Annotated in this window: 16 protein-coding genes; 6 read left to right on the forward strand and 10 right to left on the reverse strand. The window is 67.3% G+C overall.

From position 1 onward, the window contains the following. Positions 1 to 367 precede the first annotated feature (367 nt). Positions 368 to 2,080 (reverse strand): DEAD/DEAH box helicase, encoded by a 1,713-nt coding sequence (locus JNG39_RS10055; RefSeq protein WP_368311176.1) that lies wholly within the window; start codon positions 2,078 to 2,080, stop codon positions 368 to 370. 434 nt (positions 2,081 to 2,514) lie between these two features. On the opposite strand from JNG39_RS10055, the gene trxA reads away from it, so the two are divergent. From trxA to JNG39_RS10070, 3 genes are all read left to right on the forward strand, one after another. Then, positions 2,515 to 2,841 carry a thioredoxin TrxA gene (gene trxA / locus JNG39_RS10060; RefSeq protein WP_247372643.1) on the forward strand — a complete coding sequence of 109 codons (327 nt, stop codon included), beginning with the start codon at positions 2,515 to 2,517 and terminating at the stop codon, positions 2,839 to 2,841. 158 nt (positions 2,842 to 2,999) lie between these two features. Further along, positions 3,000 to 4,814: a transcription termination factor Rho gene (gene rho / locus JNG39_RS10065; RefSeq protein ID WP_368311178.1), complete on the forward strand. Its 1,815-nt coding sequence runs from the start codon at positions 3,000 to 3,002 to the stop codon at positions 4,812 to 4,814. A gap of 167 nt (positions 4,815 to 4,981) precedes the next feature. After that, on the forward strand, positions 4,982 to 6,352 hold the full coding sequence (locus JNG39_RS10070; RefSeq protein ID WP_368311180.1) for a glutamate--cysteine ligase: 1,371 nt from the start codon (positions 4,982 to 4,984) through the stop codon (positions 6,350 to 6,352). Between the two features lie 127 nt (positions 6,353 to 6,479). Here JNG39_RS10070 and JNG39_RS10075 read toward each other — a convergent pair whose 3' ends face one another. Then, positions 6,480 to 7,904 carry an OmpP1/FadL family transporter gene (locus tag JNG39_RS10075; protein WP_368311181.1) on the reverse strand — a complete coding sequence of 475 codons (1,425 nt, stop codon included), beginning with the start codon at positions 7,902 to 7,904 and terminating at the stop codon, positions 6,480 to 6,482. 220 nt (positions 7,905 to 8,124) lie between these two features. On the opposite strand from JNG39_RS10075, the gene JNG39_RS10080 reads away from it, so the two are divergent. Beyond that, on the forward strand, positions 8,125 to 8,415 hold the full coding sequence (locus JNG39_RS10080) for a YcgL domain-containing protein (RefSeq protein WP_368311182.1): 291 nt from the start codon (positions 8,125 to 8,127) through the stop codon (positions 8,413 to 8,415). A gap of 90 nt (positions 8,416 to 8,505) precedes the next feature. Continuing rightward, positions 8,506 to 11,934: an ankyrin repeat domain-containing protein gene (locus JNG39_RS10085; protein ID WP_368311183.1), complete on the forward strand. Its 3,429-nt coding sequence runs from the start codon at positions 8,506 to 8,508 to the stop codon at positions 11,932 to 11,934. Positions 11,935 to 12,026: 92 nt separating this feature from the next. Here the strand turns inward: JNG39_RS10085 and JNG39_RS10090 are convergent, their stop codons facing one another. The 3 genes from JNG39_RS10090 to JNG39_RS10100 all read right to left on the reverse strand — a co-directional run bounded on the left by JNG39_RS10090 (position 12,027) and on the right by JNG39_RS10100 (position 16,217). Next, the gene (locus tag JNG39_RS10090; protein ID WP_368311185.1) at positions 12,027 to 13,835 is read right to left on the reverse strand and encodes a monovalent cation:proton antiporter-2 (CPA2) family protein; all 1,809 of its coding nucleotides are present in this window, start codon (positions 13,833 to 13,835) and stop codon (positions 12,027 to 12,029) included. A gap of 145 nt (positions 13,836 to 13,980) precedes the next feature. After that, positions 13,981 to 14,970, reverse strand: coding sequence for a porphobilinogen synthase (gene hemB, locus JNG39_RS10095; RefSeq protein ID WP_368311187.1), 990 nt, complete (start codon positions 14,968 to 14,970; stop codon positions 13,981 to 13,983). A 146-nt stretch (positions 14,971 to 15,116) separates the two neighbouring features. Beyond that, positions 15,117 to 16,217, reverse strand: a complete 1,101-nt coding sequence (locus JNG39_RS10100) for an ABC transporter ATP-binding protein (RefSeq protein ID WP_368311188.1) — start codon at positions 16,215 to 16,217, stop codon at positions 15,117 to 15,119. A 190-nt stretch (positions 16,218 to 16,407) separates the two neighbouring features. Here JNG39_RS10100 and glk point away from each other — a divergent pair, with 190 nt between their 5' ends. After that, entirely contained in the window at positions 16,408 to 17,451 is a 1,044-nt protein-coding gene (glk, locus tag JNG39_RS10105) for a glucokinase (protein ID WP_368311190.1), read from the forward strand. 48 nt (positions 17,452 to 17,499) lie between these two features. On the opposite strand, the gene JNG39_RS10110 is transcribed toward glk, so the two are convergent. From JNG39_RS10110 to secB, 5 genes are all read right to left on the reverse strand, one after another. Beyond that, complete coding sequence (locus JNG39_RS10110; RefSeq protein ID WP_368311191.1) at positions 17,500 to 18,516, reverse strand: hypothetical protein; 1,017 nt, start codon at positions 18,514 to 18,516, stop codon at positions 17,500 to 17,502. Between the two features lie 225 nt (positions 18,517 to 18,741). Further along, positions 18,742 to 19,059 carry a DNA-binding protein gene (locus JNG39_RS10115; protein WP_368311193.1) on the reverse strand — a complete coding sequence of 106 codons (318 nt, stop codon included), beginning with the start codon at positions 19,057 to 19,059 and terminating at the stop codon, positions 18,742 to 18,744. Positions 19,060 to 19,141: 82 nt separating this feature from the next. Next, positions 19,142 to 22,150, reverse strand: coding sequence for a DEAD/DEAH box helicase (locus JNG39_RS10120; RefSeq protein ID WP_368311194.1), 3,009 nt, complete (start codon positions 22,148 to 22,150; stop codon positions 19,142 to 19,144). Positions 22,151 to 22,278: 128 nt separating this feature from the next. Then, on the reverse strand, positions 22,279 to 23,316 hold the full coding sequence (locus JNG39_RS10125) for an NAD(P)H-dependent glycerol-3-phosphate dehydrogenase (protein ID WP_368311196.1): 1,038 nt from the start codon (positions 23,314 to 23,316) through the stop codon (positions 22,279 to 22,281). Between the two features lie 2 nt (positions 23,317 to 23,318). After that, positions 23,319 to 23,810 (reverse strand): protein-export chaperone SecB, encoded by a 492-nt coding sequence (secB, locus tag JNG39_RS10130; RefSeq protein WP_368311197.1) that lies wholly within the window; start codon positions 23,808 to 23,810, stop codon positions 23,319 to 23,321. Positions 23,811 to 24,060: the final 250 nt, after the last annotated feature.

Raw genomic sequence — 24,060 nt, forward strand, 5'->3', positions numbered from 1 at the left:
TGGTCCGTGAAGGCTTCAAGGATACGGGATGGCGCGGGGTTTTGCGGGGTCGGCGTCGCGCTTCGCGCGACTTCGCCGATACGATCGGCTCCCACCCCTTCGGTAGCCACGTTTCGACAACCGGGCCTACCGAAGGGGGGAGCCGACCGTATCGGCGAATGGCCTCAGTTGCCGCCGAGCAGGCGGCCGAGGCGGCGGAAGAAGCCGACCTTTTCCCTTCACCGGAGCCACCGGTGCCGGCGTGCTGGCCGGACGGCTGGCGGTGGCGCGACTTCGCCGGCGCGATCGGCTCCCACCCCTTCGGTAGCCACGTTTCGGCAACCGGGCCTACCGAAAGGGTGGGAGCCGATCGTATCGGCGAATGGCCTCAGTTGCCGCCGAACAGGCGGCCGAGCCGGCGGAAGAAGCCGACCTTTTCCTTCACCGGAGCCACCGGTGCCGGCGTGCTGGCCGGACGGCTGGCGGTCACCTGGCGCGACGGACGCTGCCCCTGCGGGGAGTGCGACGGACGGGCCTCGCCCTGCGGACGCGCGCTCGGCGTGGCGGCGACGTTCTCGCCTCCCTCGCGCTGGCCGCGACCACGACCGCCACGGCGGCGACGGCGCTTCTTCGGCGCCGATTCGGCGGCCATCGCCTCGGCGGCGGCCGGCAGTTCGGACACGGTGTCGGCGACCACCACGGTCTTCACCGGCACCTCGGTCGACGCCGGCTTGTCCTCGCGCGGCGGACGCGGCTTGCGCTCGCGGCTGCCCGAACGCTCGCCCGAACGCGGACCGCCACGGCCGCCGCGCGACCCCGCGCGGCCACCCTTCTCCGGCGGCGCGCCGCGGGTGGGCACGTGGCCGTCGGTATCGTTGGGATCGTCGACTTCGTCCTGCACCCCGTCGGCGCGCGGACGCGGCGCGGGCATCACCAGCATCTTCGCGTCGATGGACGCGGTGGGGATCTTCTGGTTGATGTAGGTCTCGATGTCGGGCAGGCCCATCGCGTAGAGGTCGCAGGCGAAGCTGATGGCGTCGCCCTCGGCGCCCAGGCGCGCGGTACGGCCGATGCGGTGCACGTAATCCTCGGCATCCTGCGGCAGGTCGTAATTGAAGACGTGGCTCACCGCCGGGATGTGCAGGCCGCGCGCGGCCACGTCGGTGGCCACCAGCAGATCGATATCGCCGGCCTGGAAGCGCTGGAGCAGCTTCTGGCGCTTCACCTGCGGCACGTCGCCGGAAATGGCGCCCACGCGGAAATTGTGGCGCTTCAGGCGATCGGTGATGCGCTCGGCGGCGGCCTTGGTGTTGACGAAGATGATGCTGCGCTCGGCCTTGCTCTCTTCGAGCAGGTTGAGCAGCAGGGGCATCTTTTCTTCCTTGGACGGGAAGTACACCACCTGGCGAACGCGGTCGGCCGTGACGTTTTCGGTCTCGACCACGAGCTTTTCGGCCTCGTGCATGTGCTCGTAGGCCAGTTCCAGCACGCGGTGGCTGAGGGTGGCCGAGAACAGCAGCACCTGGCGCTTCTCGCGGGCCGGCAGGCGGCGGAAGATGAAGCGCACGTCCTTGATGAAGCCCAGGTCGAACATGCGGTCGGCTTCGTCGATGACCATGATCTCGACGCTGCCGAAGCCGAAGACATCCTGCTTGTGGTAATCGAGCAGGCGGCCCGGCGTGGCGATGATGATGTCGCAGCCATCGCGCAGTTGCTGGCGCTGCTTGTCGTAATCGACGCCGCCGTAAATCAGGGCGCTGCGCAGGCCGGTGGCCTTGCCGATGGTCTGGAAGTCTTTTTCGATCTGGATCGCCAGCTCGCGGGTGGGAGCGATCACCAGGGCGCGCGGATCAGCGTCGCGGCGGCCGGGCTGGGCGGGGTTCTTCAGCAGGCGGTCGACCAGCGCCACGAGGAAGGCGAAGGTCTTGCCCGTGCCGGTCTGCGCCTGACCGGCGACGTCACGGCCGGTGAGCGCCAACGGCAGGGTGAGGGCCTGGATCGGCGTGCAGCGGGTGATGCCGGCGGCGGCGAGACCCTGGTGGAGCAACGGATGGAGGTCGAGGTTTTCGTAGAAGACGTCGGTGAGAACGGTTTCGGACATGGTGTGATGATGGGCCTTGTGGCTTGCGCCGCGCTGACGCGGCGCCGTCCGGCGGCGCCGAAGCACCGCGGGACGGAGGGAATCCGGCCGGCGTCACGGGAGAGTCGGGAGCGGCCGGTTGCCAGTGCCGGCGGCCTGTCGAAACACCCGGCGCACGATGGCCGGAGGCGGTGTGGCCGGTCCGACGGCTTCCGCTGGCATAGGTGAACCGGCTACGTGAACCGGTTTACCTATGTCAACGGAAACCATCCTCCGGCGACTTGAATCGCTTGAATCGCGCCCCTAGTTGGGTTGGAATGAGGGCCAAGGGCGGCAATCGCCAAGACCTTCGGTTCCGGTTGGACCCGCGACATGGGGCGCCTAAGTGTAGCCGATGCCAGCGTCGGGGTCGCAAACTCCCCTTTTCATCCCCTTTCATTGCTTTGGAGACCACGGTGAGCGAGAAGATCACCCATACCAGCGACGCCGCTTTCTCGAAGGACGTCCTGGAGTCGGATACCCCCGTCCTGCTCGACTTCTGGGCGGAATGGTGCGGACCGTGCAAGGCCATCGCGCCGGCGCTCGAGCAGCTCGCCGATGAGTATCAGGGCAAGGTCAAGATCGTGAAGATCAACATCGACGAGAATCAGCAGACGCCGCGCCAGTTCGGCATCCGCGGCATTCCTACCCTCATGGTGTTCAAGGACGGCAAGGTCGCCGGCACGCAGGTCGGTGCCGTCAACAAGGGCGTGCTTGCCCAGTTCATCGATAAGTCCATCTAACACCCGTTTTACGCTTCACCCTTCCGCCGCCGCGTGGGGCGCTTTACGTTGCGCCTCACGCGATGCTAGGCTCTAGGTGTTCGCCGGGACACGCCTTGTCCCCCTCGCTGCGAACCCACCCCCTCTTTTCTTCCAACGGCGCCCCGTGAGGTTTGCCCGTGTCTGATATCGAAACGAAAGATTCCATCGACGCCAAGGGCGCCGGCGATACGCCTGCGACCGAACCGCGTCCGCGTACCCGCCGCAAGGCACCCGCCGCCGAGGCCCCCACGGTCGAGACTCCGGCTCCCGCCAAGGCCCCGGCGCCCGCGCCGCAGGCCGAGCTGCAGCTCTCCTCCCAGCCGGCTCCCGAGGCTCCGCGCCCCGCCCCGCAGAACGAGGCGCCGCAGGGTCAACAGCCCCAGCCCCAGCCTTATGCGCCGCTGCCCAGCCTGCCCAACCAGCAGCCGCAGCAGCAGGGCCAGAACCCGCAGCAAGGCCAGGGCCAGGGGCAAGGCCAGAACCCGAACCGCAACAACAACGAGCCGCGTGAAGGCCGTGGCCGTCGCCGCCGCAACGACCGCAATGATCGCAACGACCGTCCCGAGCGCGGCAACCAGCAGCAGCGCCAAGGCGGAAACGGCAACAACGGCAATTACCAGCATCCGCGCAACAACAACGGCTATCCCGTCGACGACGACGAGAACGCCGATGCCGGCAGCAACGATCGCCTGATCAACCTGACCGAACTCAAGCGCAAGAACTCGATCCAGCTCCTGGAATTCGCCGAGTCGCTGGGCGTCCGCGAAGGCGTGGCCCGCCAGCGCAAGCAGGACGTGGTCTTCAACATCCTCAAGGCGCACGCCCGCTCCGGCGGCGGCATCTGGGCCGAGGGCGTGCTCGAGATCCTGCAGGACGGCTTCGGCTTCCTGCGCTCGGCCGACGAGTCGTACCTGGCCGGTCCCGACGACATCTACGTCTCGCCCAGCCAGATCCGCCGCTTCAACCTGCGCACCGGCGACTACATTACCGGACGCGTGCGCCATCCGAAGGAAGGCGAACGCTACTTCGCGATGCTCAAGGTCGACGACATCAACGGCGATCCGCCGGAGGCGTCGAAGAACAAGCTGCTGTTCGAGAACCTCACCCCGCTGTTCCCGCGCAAGGCCTTCAAGCTCGAGCGCGGCAACGGTTCGACCGAGGACATCACGGGCCGCATCCTCGACCTGGTGGCACCGATCGGGCGCGGCCAGCGCGGCCTCATCGTCTCCCAGCCCAAGTCCGGTAAGACGATGATGCTGCAGAACATCGCGCAGGCCATCCAGTACAACCATCCCGACGTGCACCTGATCATGCTGCTGATCGACGAGCGTCCGGAAGAAGTCACGGAAATCGCCCGCACGGTGCGCGCCGAGGTGATCAGCTCCACCTTCGACGAGCCGGCGGTACGCCACGTGCAGGTCGCCGAGATGGTGATCGAGCGCGCCAAGCGCCTGGTCGAGCACAAGAAGGACGTGGTGATCCTGCTCGACTCCATCACCCGCCTGGCCCGTGCCTACAATACCGTGGTGCCCAGCTCCGGCAAGGTGCTCACCGGCGGTGTCGACGCCAACGCCCTGCAGCGTCCGAAGCGCTTCTTCGGCGCGGCGCGCAACGTCGAGGAAGGCGGCAGCCTGACCATCATCGCCACCGCGCTGACCGATACCGGTTCGAAGATGGACGAGGTGATCTACGAGGAGTTCAAGGGCACGGGCAACATGGAAGTGCACCTGTCCCGCCGCATCTCCGAAAAGCGTGTCTACCCGGCGATCGACATCAACCGCTCGGGCACCCGCCGCGAAGACCTGCTCATCGATCCCGACCTGCTCGCCAAGATCTGGATCCTGCGCAAGCTCCTCCATCCGATGGACGAACTGGCCGCGATGGAGTTCATGCTCGACAAGATGAAGAACACCAAGTCCAACGACGAGTTCTTCAATTCGATGAAGCGCTGAGCCTTCGCCGGAAAATACGAAAAGGCCGCCCCTGCAACGGGCGGCCTTTTTCTTTGCCGCCGTCCCAGGGGCATTTTGCTACGCTGCCGCCGCCGGCACCTTTTGTCCGGCGCCAGGCGCCCCCATGTGGGCGGCACCGGTCAGCCGATCAGCCCCAAGGAAGTTCAGTGTCCATTCCCAGCGCCGCCAAGAGCACGCCGATCGGCGACCGTCACGACCTGGTCGACTACATCGCCAAGGGCGAGAAGCCCCGCGAACGGTGGCGCATCGGCACCGAGCACGAGAAATTCGGCTTCTACACCGACGACCTCACGCCGCCGCCGTTCGAAGGCCCGCGCCCGGGCATCCGCGCCATCCTCGAAGGACTGGCCGAGCGGTACGGGTGGGACATCGCCCGCGAGGGCGACACGCCCGTGGCCCTGACCAAGGGCATGGCCAACATCACGCTGGAGCCGGCTGGCCAGTTGGAGCTTTCCGGCGCGCCCCTGGAATCCATCCACCAGACCTGCGAAGAGGTCGGCACCCATCTGAAGGAAGTGCGCTCGGTGGCCGACGAATTCGGCATCGGCTTCCTCGGCATGGGTTTCCAGCCCAAGTGGCGCCGCGACCAGATGCCGTGGATGCCCAAGGGCCGCTACAAGATCATGCGCGAATACATGCCCAAGGTCGGCTCGCTCGGCCTGGACATGATGACCCGCACCTGCACGGTGCAGGTGAACCTCGACTACGCGACCGAAGCCGACATGGTGAAGAAGTTCCGCGTGGCGTTGGCCCTGCAGCCGATCGCCACCGCGCTCTTCGCCAACTCGCCGTTTACCGAGGGCAAGCCCAACGGCTTCAAGTCGTATCGCTCGCACGTGTGGACCGACACCGACGCCGATCGCACCGGCATGCTCGATTTCGTGTTCGAGGACGGTTTCGGTTACGAACGCTACGTGGACTACATCCTCGACGTGCCGATGTACTTCAGCTACGTCGACGGCAAGTACGTCGACCTGTCCGGGCAGGACTTCAAGAAGTTCATGCGCGGCGAGCTTCCCGCGCTGCCCGGCGTCAAGGCCAACATGAAGGACTGGGCGGACCACCTCACCACGGCCTTCCCCGAAGTGCGCCTGAAGCAATACCTCGAGATGCGTGGCGCCGACGCGAGCCCGTGGAACCAGCTGTGCGCGCTGCCCGCCTACTGGGTAGGCCTGCTTTACGACGACGTGGCACTGGATGCCGCGTGGGACCTGGTGAAGGATTTCAGCAAGGCCGAGCGCCATGCGCTGCGCGACGGCGTACCGAAGGACGCCCTCGCCCTGAAGTTCCGCACCCATAGCGTTCGCGAGCTGGCGCTGGAATCGTTGAAGATCGCCGAGCATGGCCTGAAGCGCCGCAACGTCGTGGGCTCGCGCGGTTCCGACGAATCGATCTACCTCGAACCGTTGCTGGAGATCGCACTGTCGGGCAAGACGCAGGCGGATACGAAGCTGGAGCTGTTCCATGGCAAGTGGAACGGCAGCGTGGACCCGGTGTTCCGCGAGTACGCGTACTGACCGCCTTTCCGCTTCGTCGTCTTCGCCGATACGATCGGCGAACGAGGTCGCAGCAACGTCAAGCCATAAAAAAACCTCCCCGTCGCCGGGGAGGTTTTTTCGTTTCAGGCCCGATCGGGGGAAGCGATCAGAACTGGTACTTGGCCGACACGGAGAGCAGGTTGCCCTTGTCGTCGTTCTCGCCGACCAGGCGATCGTTGGTGGAGCTGTTCACGCCGCCGATGTGCGCCTTGTTGACGAAGATGTGCGCATAGCCCGCGTTGATCTCGAAACGATCGGAGGCCTTGTAGCCGATACCGAAAGCCAGCCACTTGCGGGTGGAGTCCGGCACGCGCGGCGAGCGGGTGTCGTCGTAGGTCGGGGTGCTGTCCACGGCCACGCCGCCGCGCAGCGTGAAGCGGTCGGAGAGGTAGTACTCGCCACCGGCCGACAGGAAGTAGCTGTTGCGCCAGCCGTAGCGCTCGGAGGTCGGCGGCTGGTTCGGGTTCGAGTAGTTGACGGTGAGGTTCTCGAACGAATCCCACTTGGTCCACGACAGGTCGAAGCCGAGACCGAACTTGACGTCCTGGTGCCAGAAGCTCGCGGTGGCGACGGACGGCGTGGTGAAGCCCGCCTGGCCGTCGGTATGGGTGAACGGCGGCTGGCCGCTGCCCAGCAGGGCGCCCACGGTCGGGTTGGACAGCACGGCCGTGACGTTCGACGGCATCGTGAAGTTGCCGGTGCCTTCGAGGGTGTGCTTGATCTTGCTGCGGTAGGCGAGCGAGAGGCGATCGTTCTCGGTCAGCTTCCACAGACCGCCGACCTGCCAGCCGTAGGCCCAGTCGTCGCCCTTGATGCGGGCGATGCCGTCGCTGCCCGGAGGAACGACGGTGGCGTACTGCGTGGCGAGCGCGCGGGCCACGGCCGGCGAGATCTGGCCGGCGGCGGCGGCGCGCTGGATCAGGCCCAGGCCCACCGTGTTGTAGTTGATGGCGCTGGTCAGTTCGGCGCTGGTCTTCTGCGCGATGGCGCTGACGCCGACGGCGAAGTCGTCGGTCACGTCGTAGGAGGCCGAGAGGGTGAAGTCGAACGACTTGAAGTCGGACTTGATGGCGTTGTAACGGCCCTTCCAGTCGTTGTCGTAATCGGTCTTGAACCCGAACGGCGCGGTCGCCGCGAGGCCGAAGTGCCACTTGTCGCCGACCTGGGTGGCGAAGTAAAGCGCCGGGACCGGGATGGTGGTGCCGGCGTCGCCGCCGTTGCCGCCGCTGATGGGACGACCCTGCGCGTCGGTGGCGGTGCCGTGGAACTTCGTGGAGAAGTTGATGCCGGTGACGTCGGCCTGGAACACGTTGCCCTTGAGCAGGCTCATCGCCGCCGGATTGTTCACGATGACCGAGGCGTCGTCACCCGCGGCGGCCGAGCCGGCGAAGGCGCGGCCGAGGGCCTTGGCGCTGTTTTCCTTGAGCTGGAAGGCGCTCGCCTGGGCGGCCTGGGGAGCCACCAGCGCGCCGGCGATGGCCAGCGAAAGGGCGGCGGCGGCCAGCGGGCGGGTACGGACGTTCATCTGCATGGGGGCTCCTGCTTGGTGTGCTCTGGGGGCGTCGGCTACGCGGAAAACTTATCTGTTTTCATACGCGCGTTTAACAATCCGGGGTCGAACTGTGTATGACTTGACCGCTTTTTTGCAAGTGCAACCGCAACAAAGCCGAAACGGGCGTGGGATTCATGCGCATCTGCCCGCGTGTTTTTGCTAGGGTGGGATGCCGAGCCGCCGCGAGAGACCTGCCGTCATGCACTGCTTCGTCTACGCAAGCCAGCGAAAGCCCGACACCTACGTCTGGCTCACCCGCCGCGAAGGCTTCGACCTTCTCCCCGAGCCCCTCGCCCTGCTCCTGGGCGACCTGCGCTTCGCCCTCGAGGTGGAACTCACCCCGCAGCGCAAGCTTCCCCACGAAGACAACGAGAAAGTGCTGGCGAACCTCGCCGAGCAGGGTTGGCACCTGCAGACGCCACCGAACCAGACCCTGAGCGTCTGCAATCGGCCCAACCACAACCGCGAGATCGATCCGGTCAAGGGATGATCCGGCCGAATCCGCGTATGCGCGATCCGTGCAATCGTGGTTAACACCTCGTTACCGACTGGGGCGGTTCCGCTTCGTATACTCCCGCGCATGGCCAATCCCAAACGTCGTCGACCACCGCTGATCAAGGCGCTGCCCTGGTTCCTTCCCGCCCTCGCCGCCGTGGCGTGCGCCGGACTCACCGCTTCCCCGCTTGCCCTGATCCCGCTGTTGCTCGCCAACGCCCTGGCCATGGGCGCGGTGTGCCACGCCATCGGCTTCGATCCCGAGCCGAGCTATCTGCGCACGGTACTGCGGCGCGGCGCGGCGCACGTGGTGATCTTCACCGCGTATACGTTCGTGGTGTTCGTGCTCGTGGCCTGGCCGCTGCTCAAGCTCACCCAGGCACCCAGCCTCGGCGCGGCGCTGTTGCTGGCAGCCACGCTGGTGGTGGCGCTGGCCGCGCTGTGGCGTACCTGGCCGGCGTTCGGGTTGCTCTTCCTTTGGGACGACGCCTATCCGGAAGACAGCGGCAACGGCTCCTGGATCTTCACCGCGGTCGCCCGTTCGGCGAGTTTCGGTCGCCACCTTTCCGCGGAGGAGCGCTTCTTCTCGCACTTCCTGCCCTCGGCCTTCAGCCTGCTGGTGCTCGCGTTCTGCGCCGTGGCCCTGTCGGGTCTGTACGGCGTGCTGCCGTCGGAAATGCGCATCGCCGCGCTGGGCTTCTACGCCGTGGTGTTGCTGCCGCTGGGCTGCATGCTCATCGCCAACCGCACGTTGCGCGCGCTGCTTTGCGATCGCCGTGGCCATATCCGCACCGCTCGCGCCGAGCCGCGCAGGGAGCCCGCGCCGGTCGCCAGCGCGCCCCCCGCACCGGCGCCGATCCCGGTACTTAGCCAGGAAGAAAGCCAGCCCGGCGTACGCGAGCGCGAACTGCTCGCCGCCATTCGCGCGGGCGACGTGGCCCGCGCCGTGGCGCTGGTGGAAGCCGGCGCCGACCCGAACACCGTCGCCGAGCCGGGCGACCGCGACCAGCGTCCGGTACTTACCCTGGCCGCGCTCTCCCCGGATATCCGCCTGCTGCGCGCGTTGATCGCACGTGGTGCGCAGGTCGACCGGACGCACAACGGCGTCACCGCCCTGCTCGCCGCGTCGCGTGACAGCTGGCACGGCCGCCCCGACGCGGTACTCACCCTGCTCACCAACGGTGCCGACGCCACGCTTGCCGACGCCGAGGGCAACACCGCGCTGCATGGGGCGGTGCTCAGCGCGGAACCGACGGTGGCGGCCATGCTGGTCGACGCCGGTGCGCCCGTGGACGCCGTGAACGCCGCGGGCGATACACCCTTGGCCGTTGCCGCGCGGGCCGCCAACTGGACGCTCGTTCGCTTCCTGCTCGAGCATGGGGCGAAGCCCGCGCCGGTCGGTGCCGAACCCGCCCTCGTGGCGGCGTCGGGCATTTCCGACGACGACGCCGAAGGCATCAAGGTGCTGCTGCGCCACAAGGCATCGGTCAACGCGGTCAACCCCGTCGGCCGTTCCGCGCTGATCGCCGCCGCGGCCGAAGGGCATGAGCAGATCGTGCGCGCCCTGCTGCAGGCGCATGCCAATCCCAACCTCGCCGACCGCCACGGCACCACCGCCCTCATGGAAGCGGCGCGCGCCGGTGCGCACGGCATCGTGCAACTGCTGGCCGAGGCCGAGGCGGACGCATCGCCGCGCGATGCGCACGGACGCGATGCCCTTACGCTCGCCTGCCAATCGCCGCGGGCGCAGGCCGCCACCGTGCGCGCGCTCCTCGCACTGGGCGCGCAACCGAAAGAACCGGGGGCGGACGGCCGCAGCGCGCTCGACCACGCCGCCGCCGCGGGCCGCTGGGATTTCGTCGCCCTGCTCGATCCCGATACGCCGTTGCCCACGTCGTTGAGCGAATCCGTCGCTCCTGAAGCGGGTGCCGATTCGCCCAGCCATCTGCACGACGCGCTGCGCTTCGGCCACTGGGCCGTCGCCTCCACCTTCACCGCCAAGGTACGCGAGTGGCCCGCGCACGAGCTCGCCGCGCTCTACGTCGACCTGGCCGGCCCCGGCCTCGACGCCGCTCGCGCATGGCTGCTCGACCACGGCCTGGCCGCCGAGGCGCGGCTCGCCTCGCCGGACGGCGGCGGATCGCCCGGGCGCCGACTGTTCGATGCCCTGATCCAACAATTGCCTCATTCCGCCGACGCCCTGTTCCAGTTGCTTCGCGCTGGCGCCACGCCCGCCGGGGCCGGCCTGCTCGGCCAGGCCATCTGCCGCCTCGACGGGACCGGCGATGCCTTGCCCCTGGCCATGCTCGAGGCAGGGGCAGACCCGTTCGGCGCGGACACGCGGGGACGCACGCCTATGCACATGGCCGCCGCCACCGGCCAGCCGCGCGTGCTCGCCGCCCTGCTCGCCCGCGGCGTGAACCCGAACGTCCGCGATGGCGGCGGCCGCACGCCGCTGCACGCGGCGCTCGAACACGGCGGCGATACGCTGCCCCTCGTGCGCCCGCTCGTCGCCCATGGCGCGGATCCCGAAGCCGCCGACGTCAATGGCGAAACGCCCTATGGCATCGGCATCGGTCGCGGCGACGTCGAGCGCTGGCTGAGCTGGCCCTCCTGGCAACCGCCGCGTCGTCCGTTGCGCGCCGACGACCTTCCCGCCGCTGCCGCCGCGGGCGACCTGCACGCGGTCGAGCGCCTGCTGGAATGGGGGTTCGCCGTGGATACGCAGGACGCGCAGGGTGCCACGGCATTGCTGCGCGCCGCCGGTGCCGGGCATCGCGACGTGGTCGCACGCCTGCTCGACGCGGGCGCCGATGCCTCCGCCCAGGCCGTCTCCGGTATCACGCCGCTGGCCGCGGCGGTCAATGCGCGCCGCGAGGCCGTCGTCGAGCTGCTGCTGTCGAGGGGCGTCGCCGCGGACCAGCGGCTGCCCGGCCAAGCCACCGCGCTGATGATCGCCGCGGCGATGGGCTATCCGGACATCGTCGAGCGACTGCTCGGCGCCGGTGCCGACGTCAACGCCGAAGACGCCCACGGTCATGCCGCGCTGCACGCGGCCGCGCAGTATGGCTTCGGCAGCAACGACAGCCTGCGCGCACGCCGCCTGCTCGACGTACTGATCGGTCGCGGCGCCGACGTCAACAAGGCCGACAAGGACGGCGCCACACCGCTACTGCTGTTGCTCGGCTCGCACATGCGTCCGGGCAGCGGCGCCGACGCCACGCACCTGGGCGCCCTGGTGCCCGTACTGCTCGATGCCGGCGCATCGGTCGAACACGCCGATCACCGCGGCGTCAGCGCGCTGCATGCCAGCGCCATGCACGCCCTGCTCGCGCCGGCGCGCGTGCTGCTCACCCGCGGCGCCAACCGCCATGCCGCGGATGCGTTCGGCCGCACGGCGGGCGACGTGGCACGGCACCTGGGCTACGTGGATATCGCGCACGAACTGGGCGTACGCGCCGGGGCGATCCCGAGCGTGCGGCAGACCTTGAGGCAGCCGGCCCAACCGGACTGAATTCGCCGATACGATCGGCTCCCACCCTTCGGTAGGCAACCTCGCTACCGGAGGGGTGGGAGCCGATCGTATCGGCGAACCCTACGCAGCGATCACTTCCCGCCGTCGCGCTCGCGCTCCTCGGCAAGATCCGCCTCGAACAGCTGCTGCAGGTCGTGCAGCGCCTCCTTCGACGTCTGCACCAGGGCGGCATCGTCGTCGTAGACGAGGTACTGCTGGCGCAGCACCTGCGCGTCGTGCGCGTGGAACCGTTCGACGCGGCTCGACGCCACCTCGGGCGCCATGCCCAGCGACTCGAGCACGAGCTTGGTCATCTCCAGGCTGGAGAAGAACGTCTCGCGTACCGGATCTTCCACGCCGATGTCCATCAGGCGGAACACGTGCTGGCGGTTGCGCGCTCGGGCGACGATCTTCAGATGCGGATACTGGCGGCGGATGAGCCGCGCCGTGCGGATGTTCGCCTCGGGATCGTCGGTGGCGATCACGAAGACCTGCGCTTTGTCGGCCTGCGCCGCGCGAAGCATTTCCGGCCGCGCGGGGTCGCCGAAGAACAGCGACGTGCCGCCGAAGCGGCGTGAGGTTTCCACCTGCTCGACCGAACTTTCCAGCGCGACGAAGGGGATGTCCTGCGCGCGCAGGATGCGCGCCACGATCTGCCCCATGCGGCCGAAACCGGCGATGATGACACGTGGCGCGTCGGTCTCGATCTGGTCGAACTCGCGATCGGGCTTGCGCACGCGCTCGCGGACCATGCGCGAGGCCAGCAGCACCAGCAGCGGCGTGAGCGCCATCGACAGCGAGATGGCCATGACCATCAGCCCGCGCTGGCTGTCGTCGATCAGACGCTTCTGCTGGGCCAGGTTGAGGATCACGAAGGCGAACTCGCCGCCGCTGGCGAGTACGGCGGCCAGGCGCACCGAATCGGCGCGCGTGAGCGCCCCCACCAGCCGCCCCAACGGCACGATGAGGAGGGCCTTCACGACAAGCAGCAACGCGACCATGCCCAGCACCAGCAAGGGCTTGGCAAGCAGCAGGGCGAGGTCCACCGACATGCCCACGCTGACGAAGAACAGACCCAGCAGCAGGCCCTTGAACGGCTCGATGTTCGACTCGAGCTCGTGGCGGTATTCCGAATCGGCGAGCAGCAGCCCGGCGAGGAACGCGCCCAGCGTGGTGGAGATGCCCGCCACCTCCATCAGCCATGCGGTACCCATCACCACGAGCAGGGCCGTGGCGGTGAATACCTCCGTGCTCTTGGCGCGCGCCACGAAACGGAACACGTGGCGCAACAGCAGCCGGCCGCCGACGATCACCGCGAAGATGGTGCCCACCACGCGCAGGGCCATCATCGGATCGGGGGCGTGGCTGTCGCGCGCCAGCGCTCCGCCGAGCAGGGGCACCGCGGCGATGAGCGGAATCGCCGCGAGGTCCTGGAAGAGCAGGATGGCGAAGGCCTGGCGACCGTAGACGGTGCCCGCCTCCTTTCGCTCGGCGAGGATCTGCAGCCCGAACGCCGTGGACGACAGGGCCAGGCTGCCGCCCACGATCAGCGCGGCCTTCCAGGTGAGCCCGAAGAGGAAGTACCCGATGGCTCCCAGCGCCGTCGTGCAGGCGACGACCTGCAGGCTGCCGCTGCCGAACACCGCGCGACGCATCACCCACAGGCGCGACGGGGAAAGTTCGAGGCCGATGACGAAGAGCATCAGCACCACGCCGAAGTCGGAGATGGTGGCGACGCCCTCGGTATCGTCGACCAGGCCCAGCACGGACGGACCGATGACCACGCCAGCCAGCAGGTAGCCGAGCACCGCGCCGAGGCGGAAGCGCTTGGTCAGCGGAACGGCGATGACCGTCGCCAGCAGGAAGACGACTGCCGTCTCGAGAAAGTGATGACCGTCCATCCAGCGACTCCCCGCAAAATCGCCTTCGATTATGTCATGCGAAGCGGGCTTGGTAGGAGCCGATTCATCGGCGATCGGGCCGCCCCCGCGTCATCGCTCCATCGGCTTTTCGCCGATGAATCGGCTCCTGCCGGGCATGGGTGCTTCAAGCTTTCAGCCAACGGGCCACGTCGATGGCGAAATAGGTGAGGATCGCGTCCGCGCCGGCGCGCTTCATCGAGAGCAGCGATTCCATGACCACGGCCTTTTCGTCGATCCAGCCGTTCTGCGCCGCGGCCTTGATCATCGCGTACTCCCCGCTCACCTGGTAGACGAAGGTGGGCGCACCGAAGACATCCTTCACGCGCCGCACGATGTCGAGGTACGGCAGGCCCGGCTTGACCATCACCACGTCGGCGCCCTCGGCGAGGTCGAGCTCGACTTCGCGCAGCGCCTCGTCGCTGTTGCCCACGTCCATCTGATAGGTGTGCTTGTTCCCTTTGCCCAGGTTCGCGGCCGAGCCGACCGCATCGCGGAACGGACCGTAGAAACTGGACGCGTATTTCGCCGAGTACGCGAGGATGCGCGTATGGATGTGGCCGGCCGCTTCCAGGGCTTCCCTGATGGCACCGATGCGACCGTCCATCATGTCGGACGGCGCGATGAAATCCATGCCCGCCTCGGCCTGCGCCAGCGACATCTTGATGAGCGCCTCGACGGTGGGCTCGTTCATCACGTAACCGTCGGCATCGATCAGGCCGTCCTGGCCGTGGGTGGTGTAGGGATCGAGCGCCACGTCGCCGATCAGGCCCAGGCCGGGGAAGCGCTTTTTCAGCTCACGCGTGGCGCGCTGGAACAGGCCATCGGGGTTCCATGCCTCGCGGGCATCCTCGCTCTTGACCGACGTGCCGACGGAGGGAAACAGCGCCAGCGCCGGAATGCCCAGTTCGACGCACTCGGCACCGAGCTTCACCAGCTCGTCGATGGACAGGCGCTCCACGCCCGGCATGGATGGCACCGCCTCGCGCACACCGGACCCGTCGACGACGAAGGCGACCATGATGAGGTCGGACACGGTAAGCACGTTCTCGCGCATGAGGGCGCGGGAGAAGGCGTCGCGACGCATGCGGCGCATGCGGACGGCGGGAAAGCTCATGACAGGCTGCCTGTTCGGTGGCGATCGGGGCATTTTACTCCCCAGGGTCGATCGCGAGGGTGCCAAAGCGTCGCAGGCCAGCGCATGTCGCGACAACCGGACCCACCGCCGCAGGCCGGTGCCCACGGCGAAGCGCAAGGCAAGCCTCAGCCGCCCACGTCGATACGTCTCGTCGTCTCCGGATCGAAGAAATGCAACCGCTCGGCATGGAACCCGAGTCCGACATCCGCTCCCGGCGTCACCGCCGACTGCGGCGGCACGCGCGCGACCAGCTCCTCGCCCGCATGGCGCATGTTGAGGAAGATTTCGTTGCCCACGGGCTCCACCACCTCGACGTGCGCGCGCAGGCGTTCGTCGATGCCCGCATGGTCGTCGACGGTAAGCAGGTCTTCGGGGCGCAGCCCGACGACGACCGGCTTGTCGAGGTAGGCGGCGAGCGCGGGCGCGTCCGTGCCCAGCCTGATCGCGCCGTCTTTCATCGCCAGGCGCAGGCCGTCTTCGCGGCGCAGCGTGCCGTGGAACAGGTTCATCGCGGGACTGCCGAGGAATCCGGCCACGAAGAGATTCGCCGGCTTCCGATAGAGGTTCATCGGCGTGTCCAGTTGCTGCACCTCGCCGCCGTTCAGCACCACGATGCGCTGGCCCAGCGTCATCGCCTCGATCTGGTCGTGCGTGACGTAGACCATCGTGGCGCCGACGCGGCGATGGATGCGTGCGATTTCCACACGCGTGGACAGGCGCAGCTTCGCGTCGAGGTTCGACAGGGGCTCGTCGAGCAGGAATACCGCCGGGTCGCGCACCATCGCGCGGCCCAGGGCCACGCGCTGGCGCTGTCCGCCCGAGAGCGCGGCGGGCCGATGGTCCAGGCGCTCCTCCAGGCCGAGCATGGCCGCCGCATCCGCGACGCGGCGCTCGACCTCGTCTTTTGCCGTGCCGCGCAGGCGCAGGCCGAAGCCGAGGTTCTCGCGCACGGTCATGTGGGGGTAGAGCGCGTAGTTCTGGAACACCATGGCGATGTCGCGATCCTTCGGCGCCACGTCGTTCACCACGCGGTCGCCGATGGTCATCGTGCCGCCGGTAATCGATTCCAGGCCGGCGATCATGCGCAGCAACGTGGTCTTGCCGCAGCCCGAAGGCCCCACCAGCACCAGCAATTCGCCGTCGGCGATCTCGAAGCTGGCCTCCTTCAGGGCCACGTGCCCGTTCGGGTAGACCTTGCGCACCTTGTCCAGACGAACCGCTGCCATGACCTGCTCTCCCGTGGGGTCCGACGCCTGCAAGGTGCCGGACAATCGGCTATTCTGCCGACGTAAACGTTTACGTCAAAGTGGCGGCATGGCATTCGTGAAATGCGCCTGAAGGAAATCGTCACTGGACGCGAGCCCTCGCCCGAGGCACCCTTCCGGGCTATCCCCGTGACACGACAGGTTTTCCAACATGGCCAACGTTAGCGCCGCGGCGCCGACCCTGCTCGCCGACCTCGGCGGCACCAATGTGCGCTTCGGCATTGCTCATCCCCAGGAAGATCAACCGCTTATCCAGGAAAGCATCCGCCGCTACCACGTCAAGGACTACCCCTCCCTGGCCGATGCCGCCAAGCAGTATTTCAAGGAAACCGGCCATGAGGCGCAGCGCGCCATCATCGCCGCCGCCGGCCGCATCGACGGCGGCGAGACGGTCAAGGTCACCAACAATCCCTGGGCCATCTCCGCGCACAAGCTCGCGAAGGAACTCGACCTGGAGTGGGTGCACCTGGTGAACGATTTCGCCGCGCAGTCGATGGCGGTGATGCTCATGAGCCCCGACAAGGTGGTCGACAAGGACGGCCACCACGAACTCGAGAAGGTCGGTACCGTCGACGCGCCCAAGATCGGCGCCAAGGACGAGCAGACCTTCGTGGTCGTGGGCCCGGGCACCGGCCTGGGCGTCGGCGGCCTGCTGATCCGCGGCGACAAGGTGAGCGTGTTGCAGACCGAAGGCGGCCACGCCGGCTTCGCCGCGCACAGCCCCGAGGACATCGAAATCCTCAAGGTGCTCAACCTCAAGTACGGCCGCGTGTCGAACGAGCGCCTGATCAGCGGCCAGGGCCTGGCCAACCTCTACACGGCGATCTGCGAGATCTCTGGCCAGAAGGCCGACGAGAACATCACGCCGGAGGACATCACCCGCCGAGCGACCGACGGCTCGTGCCCGATGTGCGCCCGCGCCGTGGAAACCTTCGCGGGCATCTTCGGCAGCGTCGCCGGCGATCTCGTGCTCACCCTCGGCGCGTGGGACGGCGTGTATCTCACGGGCGGCATGACGCCGATCCTCCTGCCGTGGATCCAGAAACACTTCCGCGAACGCTTCGAGGCCAAGGGCCGTTTCCGCGACACGATGGAAAACGTCCCCACCCAGGCCATCATGAATCCGGAACCCGGCCTCATCGGCGGCGCCGCGCTGGCGATCGTCGAAGCCGGCGGCACGCCGCTGCGTCGCTGATGTGGAAGATGCCCGGCGCCGTGCGCCGGGCATCGCCGAGTCTCGTCTTTACAATGCGTCCGCCGCCCATTCCGGTGCGGATTCATTCGGATTGAACGTCACGCTCGCCACGCATTTCGGGTTTTTATAGGCGAATCCGAAACCGAGCTGCCCCCAGGGACCGAAGACGGACCACGAGCCTTTGTCGTCAGGGTCGCCCGTTGTCGGCGAGTCGATCATGATCGCCGACGGATACCTCGCGCGTACGCTCTCCAGACTGACGCAGCGTCCCTCGACATTCATCGTCGCCAACAGCAACTTCGACGTATCCAGCGATGTCACCCTGATCTCGGAGTCGACGACCGTCACACCGGGAACGAATGCCGACGATCCCCCCACGAAACTTCGCGAAAAGGTCTTGGAGCGCACCAGCGTTTCAGCGCCCGGCCACACGTCTTGCAGGTATTCGATGCCTCGACGCGCCTGGCCGGCCATCATGTCCAGCTTGTCAAAGAAGGGATCCGTTGCAAAACCCGATGCTTCAGGCCCCCGCGCCATATAGTGCGCGTCATACCAGTCGCCGTAATAGTCAAGATAGTTCTTGCCGGATACGGATTCAATGTTCCTCTCGCAAAACGCGTACCCGAAGTCGCCGTAAAGGACAGGAGGGTTATTGGCCATTGAAGCAAACCAATCCGTGAAGTACGGCACGTCCGCCGACACCACCCCGGTATCGACACCGGCGCAATGTTTGATTTCCTTTCTTGCAACGATATTCACGCCAAGAGCAAAACCCTCGTCCGTGCACCTACTTCGTATGTAGGCATCGCGCGACGTCAGATCCTCTCGAAAGCTGCTAGTCGCATGTCCCACCTCGTGCGAAAAGTGCGACGTGGTGTAAGACACCGATTGCCCTGAGAGAACGGTCATCACCTTGTTGAGCACATCGACGGAAGACGAGTTTCCATACTGAATCTTCCATCCCTTACGATCCACATCCCTCGTTCTCCATTGAATCGAGTATCCGCTGTGGACCAGATCGTCCACGCCCCCACCCAAACCGGTGACGATCTTTTCCGGAGGCATGGGGAGATCCGCGGAACACGACTCCCCCCAATGCGCCTGCGTCGTCCATGAGGAAACGGAGAGCGCCATGAGGGCCATACAACTCACACTTCGGTTCGTCCGCACGTTTCACCTCCATAAGGAGTTCATCAAAGCCATACGAATATGGCTACCAATGCACGTGGGACGTCCGCGCAGTAAATTTTCTCTTATCCAGAGGCAAATGTACTTGAGAATATTCTTGCTCTAAGGTGAATCATCGCCTGCCAGATGAACCCGTTGAGTCGCTCGAAGACGAAAGCCAAGCGCACTTATCGTGCGCATGAAAGCCGAAAATTTCAGTCCATTCTCCGCAACGAGAGACTCGCAGAGCACATCGTCCGGCAGTCCAACTTTCTGCGATGCAGAGCTCATCGCCCGAGCACGCACAATGTCTTCCAGGGCCAATCGCACCAGGCGTCCATCACCAGGATCATTATCCAGGCAGGTATTGAAATAGGCAGCCTGATCGGCTTCGGTGCGCAGGGTTTCTGCCGACTCCCAATGCGCGTCCGGTTCTTCCATGTCCAACACTCTCTATAACGCGGCAAGCAAGTTGCGATCGTATCCCGAATATTTTCCAACAAAAAACTGTCATCGCAGTCGACTAGATCGAAGGCGCGAGCAACGCATCCAGATCGTTCTCGTCGAAGCTCAGGCGCTCGCGCGTGCCGCCGCCTTCGAGCACGGCATCGGCGAGGTCGGCCTTGCGCACCTTCAGTTCCTCGATGCGCTCTTCCACCGTGCCGGCGACGATGAGGCGGTAGACGAAGACGGGCTTGTCCTGGCCGATGCGGTGCGCGCGGTCGCTCGCCTGCGCTTCGGCCGCGGGATTCCACCACGGGTCGTAATGGATCACCGTGTCGGCCGTGGTGAGGTTGAGGCCCACGCCGCCGGCCTTGAGCGACAGGAGGAACAAGGGCACTTCACCGTCCTGGAAACGCCGCACCGGCTCGGCGCGATCGCGGGTTTCGCCGGTGAGCGTGACGTAGGCGATGCGGCGTCGATCCAGTTCGTGCGCGATGAGGCGAAGCATTTCGGTGAACTGACTGAACAGCAGCACGCGGCGGCCTTCGGCGAGCAGGGCCGGCAGCATGTCCATGAGCAGTTCGAACTTGGCCGATTCGCGCACGCCGCGCGCGGCCTCCAGTTTCACCAGGCGCGGATCGCAGCAGACCTGGCGCAGCTTCAGCAGCGCGTCGAGCACCACGATGCCGCTGTGCGCGATGCCGCGCTGGGCGATCACCTCGCGCAACTCCTCGGCGAGCGAGAGCCGCAGGCTTTCGTAGAGATCGCGCTGACGCGACTCCATCACCACGCGGCGGGTGATTTCCGTCTTCGCCGGAAGCTCGGAGGCCACCTGCGACTTCGTGCGACGAAGGATGAAGGGAGCGATGCGACGGTTCAGGCGCTCCTGGCAGGCGGCATCCTGGTGCTTCTCGATCGGCACGCGATAGTGGCGCCGGAAGGCGCCTTCGTCGCCGAGCAGGCCGGGCACCGCGAGGTCGATCTGCGACCACAACTCGCCCAGGTGGTTTTCCAGCGGCGTGCCGGTGAGGCACAGGCAACGCGGCACGTTCAATGCGAGCAGCGCGCGACGCGCCTGCGTGCGCGGGTTTTTCACCTGCTGCGCCTCGTCGAGCACCACCAGCGAGAAGGCCTGTTTCTTCAGTGTTTCCACATCGCGCGGCAGCAAGGCGTACGTGGTCAGGATGACGTCGTTCCCGGCTATGCGCGCGAAGGTTTCCGCACGCTGCGGACCGTGCAACGCGAGCAGGCGCAGGCTGGGTGCGAAACGCGCCACTTCCGATACCCAGTTGGGCACCAGGCTGGTGGGCACCACGACCAGTGCCGGCGCATCGAGCGCGCCGCTGTCCTTGAGCGCCAGCAGATGGGTGATGAGCTGCAGCGTCTTGCCCAGGCCCATGTCGTCGGCGAGTACGCCGCCGGTGCCGGCCTCGGCGAGGGCGTTCATCCAGCGCAGGCCGTCGCGCTGGTAACCGCGCAGCGTCGCGTTGATGCCTTCGGGCACCGTGTCGCTCGCACGCTCGGCGGCCTCGCGCAGCCGGCGGGTGAAACCGCGCAGGCGCTCCGGCGCCTCGAACGACCCGCCGCTGGGCAATGCCTGGACGAGTTCCTCCAGGCGCCCGGCCTGCACACGCGGCAGATGCAACTGCTGCCGGGGTTTTTCCAGGTATTCGGCGAGCGGCGCGAGCAGGTCGCGCAGTTCCTTCAGCCGAACCGGCACGCGGCGACGCTCGTCGACCGGCGCATACCAGACCGAGTCTTCCGCCTCGCCCGGCGCGGGACTCAGGCTCAACTGATGTTCGGCCAGCGCCTGCGCGACGGCGGGAAGCAGGTTTACCCGGCGGCCCTCCACCTCGATGCCGATTTCGAGGTCGAAGGCGCGGTCGGCGTCGTCTTCCTTGGCCTGGCCGTACCAGTGCACCGGACCTTCGAGCACTTCGAAGGGAAAGCTCGGGGCGTAATCGATGAGGAAGCCGTCGACTTCGAGCCGCGTGCGCAGCGCAAGCCAGCGCGCGGGCGTGTTCACCTCGAGCGCGCCGGCGTAGCCCTTGCCGGGAAACAGCCATGCATCGTCGGGCAAGGTATCGGCCATGTCCCAGGGCAACCCCTCGGTATCCACGGCCGGATTCAGGCCGGCGGTTTCGAGGGTTTCCATCGTCGCAAGTTCTTCGGCGCGGCGACGGGCGATTTCCAGCAGGGTGCCGTTGCGCACGCGGCGCACCAGCGGCTCACCGCCACGGCTGGGCAGGCGCTCGCCCGCGTAGTCGAACGAGAGGCGGCCATAGGCCAGCGGCGGCGTGCCCGCGGCCAGCCGCGCATGGCGGGTCAAGGCGTGCAGCGTGAGCACCGGGCGCGGCGAGACTTCCGCACGCCGCAACTCGCCGAACACCTGCGGCACGGGTACGCGCCCGGCCATCGAGGTGGTCGCGAGGCCGTTGCGGAACGCCGCCGTGCTCTCGGGCGGCAGCGGCGGCAGGTCGAGCCAGTCGCTCTCGGCCGGATCGCCCTGCAGGGGGCCCACCTCGGCATGTTCGGCATCGAGGAACCACAGCGTGCCGATGCGGAAGAGCCGCCGGCTGGGGGGAACGGCGGGCAGCAGCTTCTGGCTGCCGTCCTTTTCCAGTTGCCAGCGCCAGGTCAGCGGTTGCGGCTTGCCGCGGGTGAGTTGGAGGCCGGCCACGCCACCGAAGAAACAGGGCGCGCTATCGAGGATGTCGGCCAGCAGGTGATCGCCCAGCATGCCGACGAAGCGGGCGTAGCTGCGACTTTTCCGCAGCGTCTGGGGCAAGCCCAGCACGGTGGCGGCCAGGCGCTTCTCGGTGACCGTCAGGGTGGTCTCGTGCAGGTGCCGGGCGTCGAGAGGCAGGGGCCGGGTATGGCGACCGTCGGCGCCGACGGTCAGGAGGACGGGCGCCACGTCGAGGCGGGCGGCGGGCTCGTGGTCGTCGTTGACGCCCTCGAGGAAGAAACCGAGCACGATACGCTCGTCGGACGCGCGCGGCCCGGCCACGCCGAGTGCGCGTCGCCACGCGATGGGCAGCGATCCCGCCGCCTCGTTGTGCCTGCGCTTGTCGTCCGGTTGCTGCATCCGTGTCGATCCCGCCCGCGCGACCAAAACAGGAAGCTTAGCAAACGCGGGATGAGGTGCCGGTAGGACTTTTTACCCGTGGACCGGCCCGGTTCAGCGAGATCGGCAAACGCCGCCGGCCATGGCAGTCAGCCGCGACGCCCCGCGAACAGGTCGACGGGGTATTCCGCCTTCTGCTCGCGACCCATGAGCGTGCGCAGGCCTTCCGCCGGCGTGACGTCGCCATGCAACACGGCACGCACGGCGGCGGAAATGGGCAGGTCGAGGCCGTGGAAACCCGCCAGGCGAGCCACTTCGTCGGCGGTGACCACGCTCTCCACCACCTGGCCGATCTGGCGCACGGCCTCGTCCAGCGGCGTGCCGCGCCCGAGCGCCAGCCCCAGGCGACGGTTGCGCGAGAGATCGCCCGTGCAGGTGAGGACGAGGTCGCCGAGGCCGGCCAGGCCCATGAGGGTTTCCGCACGCGCACCCAGCGCCACGCCGAGACGGAGCATCTCGTTCATGCCGCGGGTGATGAGGCCGGCACGGGCATTGAGGCCCAGTTCCATGCCGTCGGCCACGCCGGTGGCCACGGCCAGCACGTTCTTCATGGCGCCACCGAGCTCGGCACCGAGGATGTCGTTGCCCGTGTAAGCGCGGAAGTTCGGCGCGTGCAGCAGCAGGGCCAGCTCCTTGCCGAAGGCCTCGTCGGTAGCGTGCACCGTGACGGCGCTGGGCAGCCCCGCGGTGACCTCGCGGGCGAACGACGGCCCGGTGACCACGGCGGCCGGCCGGCCAGGAAGCTTCTCGCCGACCAGTTCGTGCAGGAATCGGCCGGTGCCCGTCTCGAAGCCCTTGGTGGCCCAGGAGATCTTCGTTTCCGGGTCGAGCAGGGGCACGATCTCGTCGAGGATCGACGCGAAGGCATGGCTGGGCACCACGATCAGCACGATGCCGGCACCGCGAAGCACCGTCTTCAGGTCGCTGTCGTAGGTGAGCTCGGTGGGGAGATCGAGGTCGGGCAGATAACGCAGGTTGCGCCGCGCCGAGGCCATGGCCGCGAGCGCGGCGGCGTCACGTCCCCACAAGCGCGTGGGGACGTCGTTTCGCGCCAGCAGGGCCGCCAGCGCGGTGCCCCAGGAACCGGCACCGAGAACGGCGACGGTCGGACGGGAGGGAACGCTCATGCTCAGCTGTTGAGCGGATGGGCCCCGGCGCCTTCGAGCTGCTGGCGCTGCTGTTCGGCGTACAGGGCGTCGAAGTTGATCGGCTGCAGCAGGAACGGCGGGAAACCACCCTCCTGGACCATCGCCGAAACCATCTGGCGGCCGTAGGGGAACAGCAGGTTCGGGCAGTAGGAGCCCAGGATGCCGTCGCGGTCTTCGTTGGCGAAGCCCGCGATGCCGAAGATGCCGGCCTGGTGGACTTCGGCCAGGTAGGCGGTGCGATCGCCCAGGGCGCAGGTGAGGGTGAGGCTGAGCACCACTTCGTAGAGGTCGTTGCCCAGGTCGGTGGCCTTGTGGCCGAGATTGAGCTGCACCTGAGGCTGGGCCTCGGTCTCGCCCATTTCCTGGAAGATCTGCGGCGCGTTGGGCGCCTCGAAGGAGGCGTCCTTCACGTAGATCTTCTGCAGCACGAGCTGCGGCTGGCCTGCCTGGCCGTTGACGTTGGTCTCTGCCATGAAATGAATCCTCGAATGAGCGTCTGTGGTCGGCTTCGCGCGCAGGGGGCGCGAAAGGCGTCGATTGTTTCATACATCCCGGCGCGCCGCACATCCGGCTTGCGGCGGACGGTAGGAATCTGAGAGAATGCGCGGCTTCCCTATGCCGACCCGATTCGTCGGGCAGGTCCGTCACGCGACGCGGGCCCCCATCGGCGGAAGCGCTCCACTCTCCAGCCATCGCGTGGCGTCCCGTCCGGGACGGTCGCTG

Origin of the sequence: Luteibacter sp. CQ10 (assembly GCF_040900725.1) — a bacterium.
Lineage (GTDB): Bacteria > Pseudomonadota > Gammaproteobacteria > Xanthomonadales > Rhodanobacteraceae > Luteibacter.

What these genes read in the sequence shown, in the direction of transcription:
- JNG39_RS10055 (WP_368311176.1), bottom strand. Translation starts at nt 2,080, where the DNA reads ATGTCCGAAACCGTTCTCACCGACGTCTTCTACGAAAACCTCGACCTC.
- JNG39_RS10075 (WP_368311181.1), bottom strand. Translation starts at nt 7,904, where the DNA reads ATGCAGATGAACGTCCGTACCCGCCCGCTGGCCGCCGCCGCCCTTTCG.
- JNG39_RS10080 (WP_368311182.1), top strand. Translation starts at nt 8,125, where the DNA reads ATGCACTGCTTCGTCTACGCAAGCCAGCGAAAGCCCGACACCTACGTC.
- JNG39_RS10085 (WP_368311183.1), top strand. Translation starts at nt 8,506, where the DNA reads ATGGCCAATCCCAAACGTCGTCGACCACCGCTGATCAAGGCGCTGCCC.
- JNG39_RS10090 (WP_368311185.1), bottom strand. Translation starts at nt 13,835, where the DNA reads ATGGACGGTCATCACTTTCTCGAGACGGCAGTCGTCTTCCTGCTGGCG.
- hemB (WP_368311187.1), bottom strand. Translation starts at nt 14,970, where the DNA reads ATGAGCTTTCCCGCCGTCCGCATGCGCCGCATGCGTCGCGACGCCTTC.
- JNG39_RS10100 (WP_368311188.1), bottom strand. Translation starts at nt 16,217, where the DNA reads ATGGCAGCGGTTCGTCTGGACAAGGTGCGCAAGGTCTACCCGAACGGG.
- glk (WP_368311190.1), top strand. Translation starts at nt 16,408, where the DNA reads ATGGCCAACGTTAGCGCCGCGGCGCCGACCCTGCTCGCCGACCTCGGC.
- JNG39_RS10110 (WP_368311191.1), bottom strand. Translation starts at nt 18,516, where the DNA reads ATGCCTCCGGAAAAGATCGTCACCGGTTTGGGTGGGGGCGTGGACGAT.
- JNG39_RS10115 (WP_368311193.1), bottom strand. Translation starts at nt 19,059, where the DNA reads ATGGAAGAACCGGACGCGCATTGGGAGTCGGCAGAAACCCTGCGCACC.
- JNG39_RS10120 (WP_368311194.1), bottom strand. Translation starts at nt 22,150, where the DNA reads ATGCAGCAACCGGACGACAAGCGCAGGCACAACGAGGCGGCGGGATCG.
- JNG39_RS10125 (WP_368311196.1), bottom strand. Translation starts at nt 23,316, where the DNA reads ATGAGCGTTCCCTCCCGTCCGACCGTCGCCGTTCTCGGTGCCGGTTCC.
- secB (WP_368311197.1), bottom strand. Translation starts at nt 23,810, where the DNA reads ATGGCAGAGACCAACGTCAACGGCCAGGCAGGCCAGCCGCAGCTCGTG.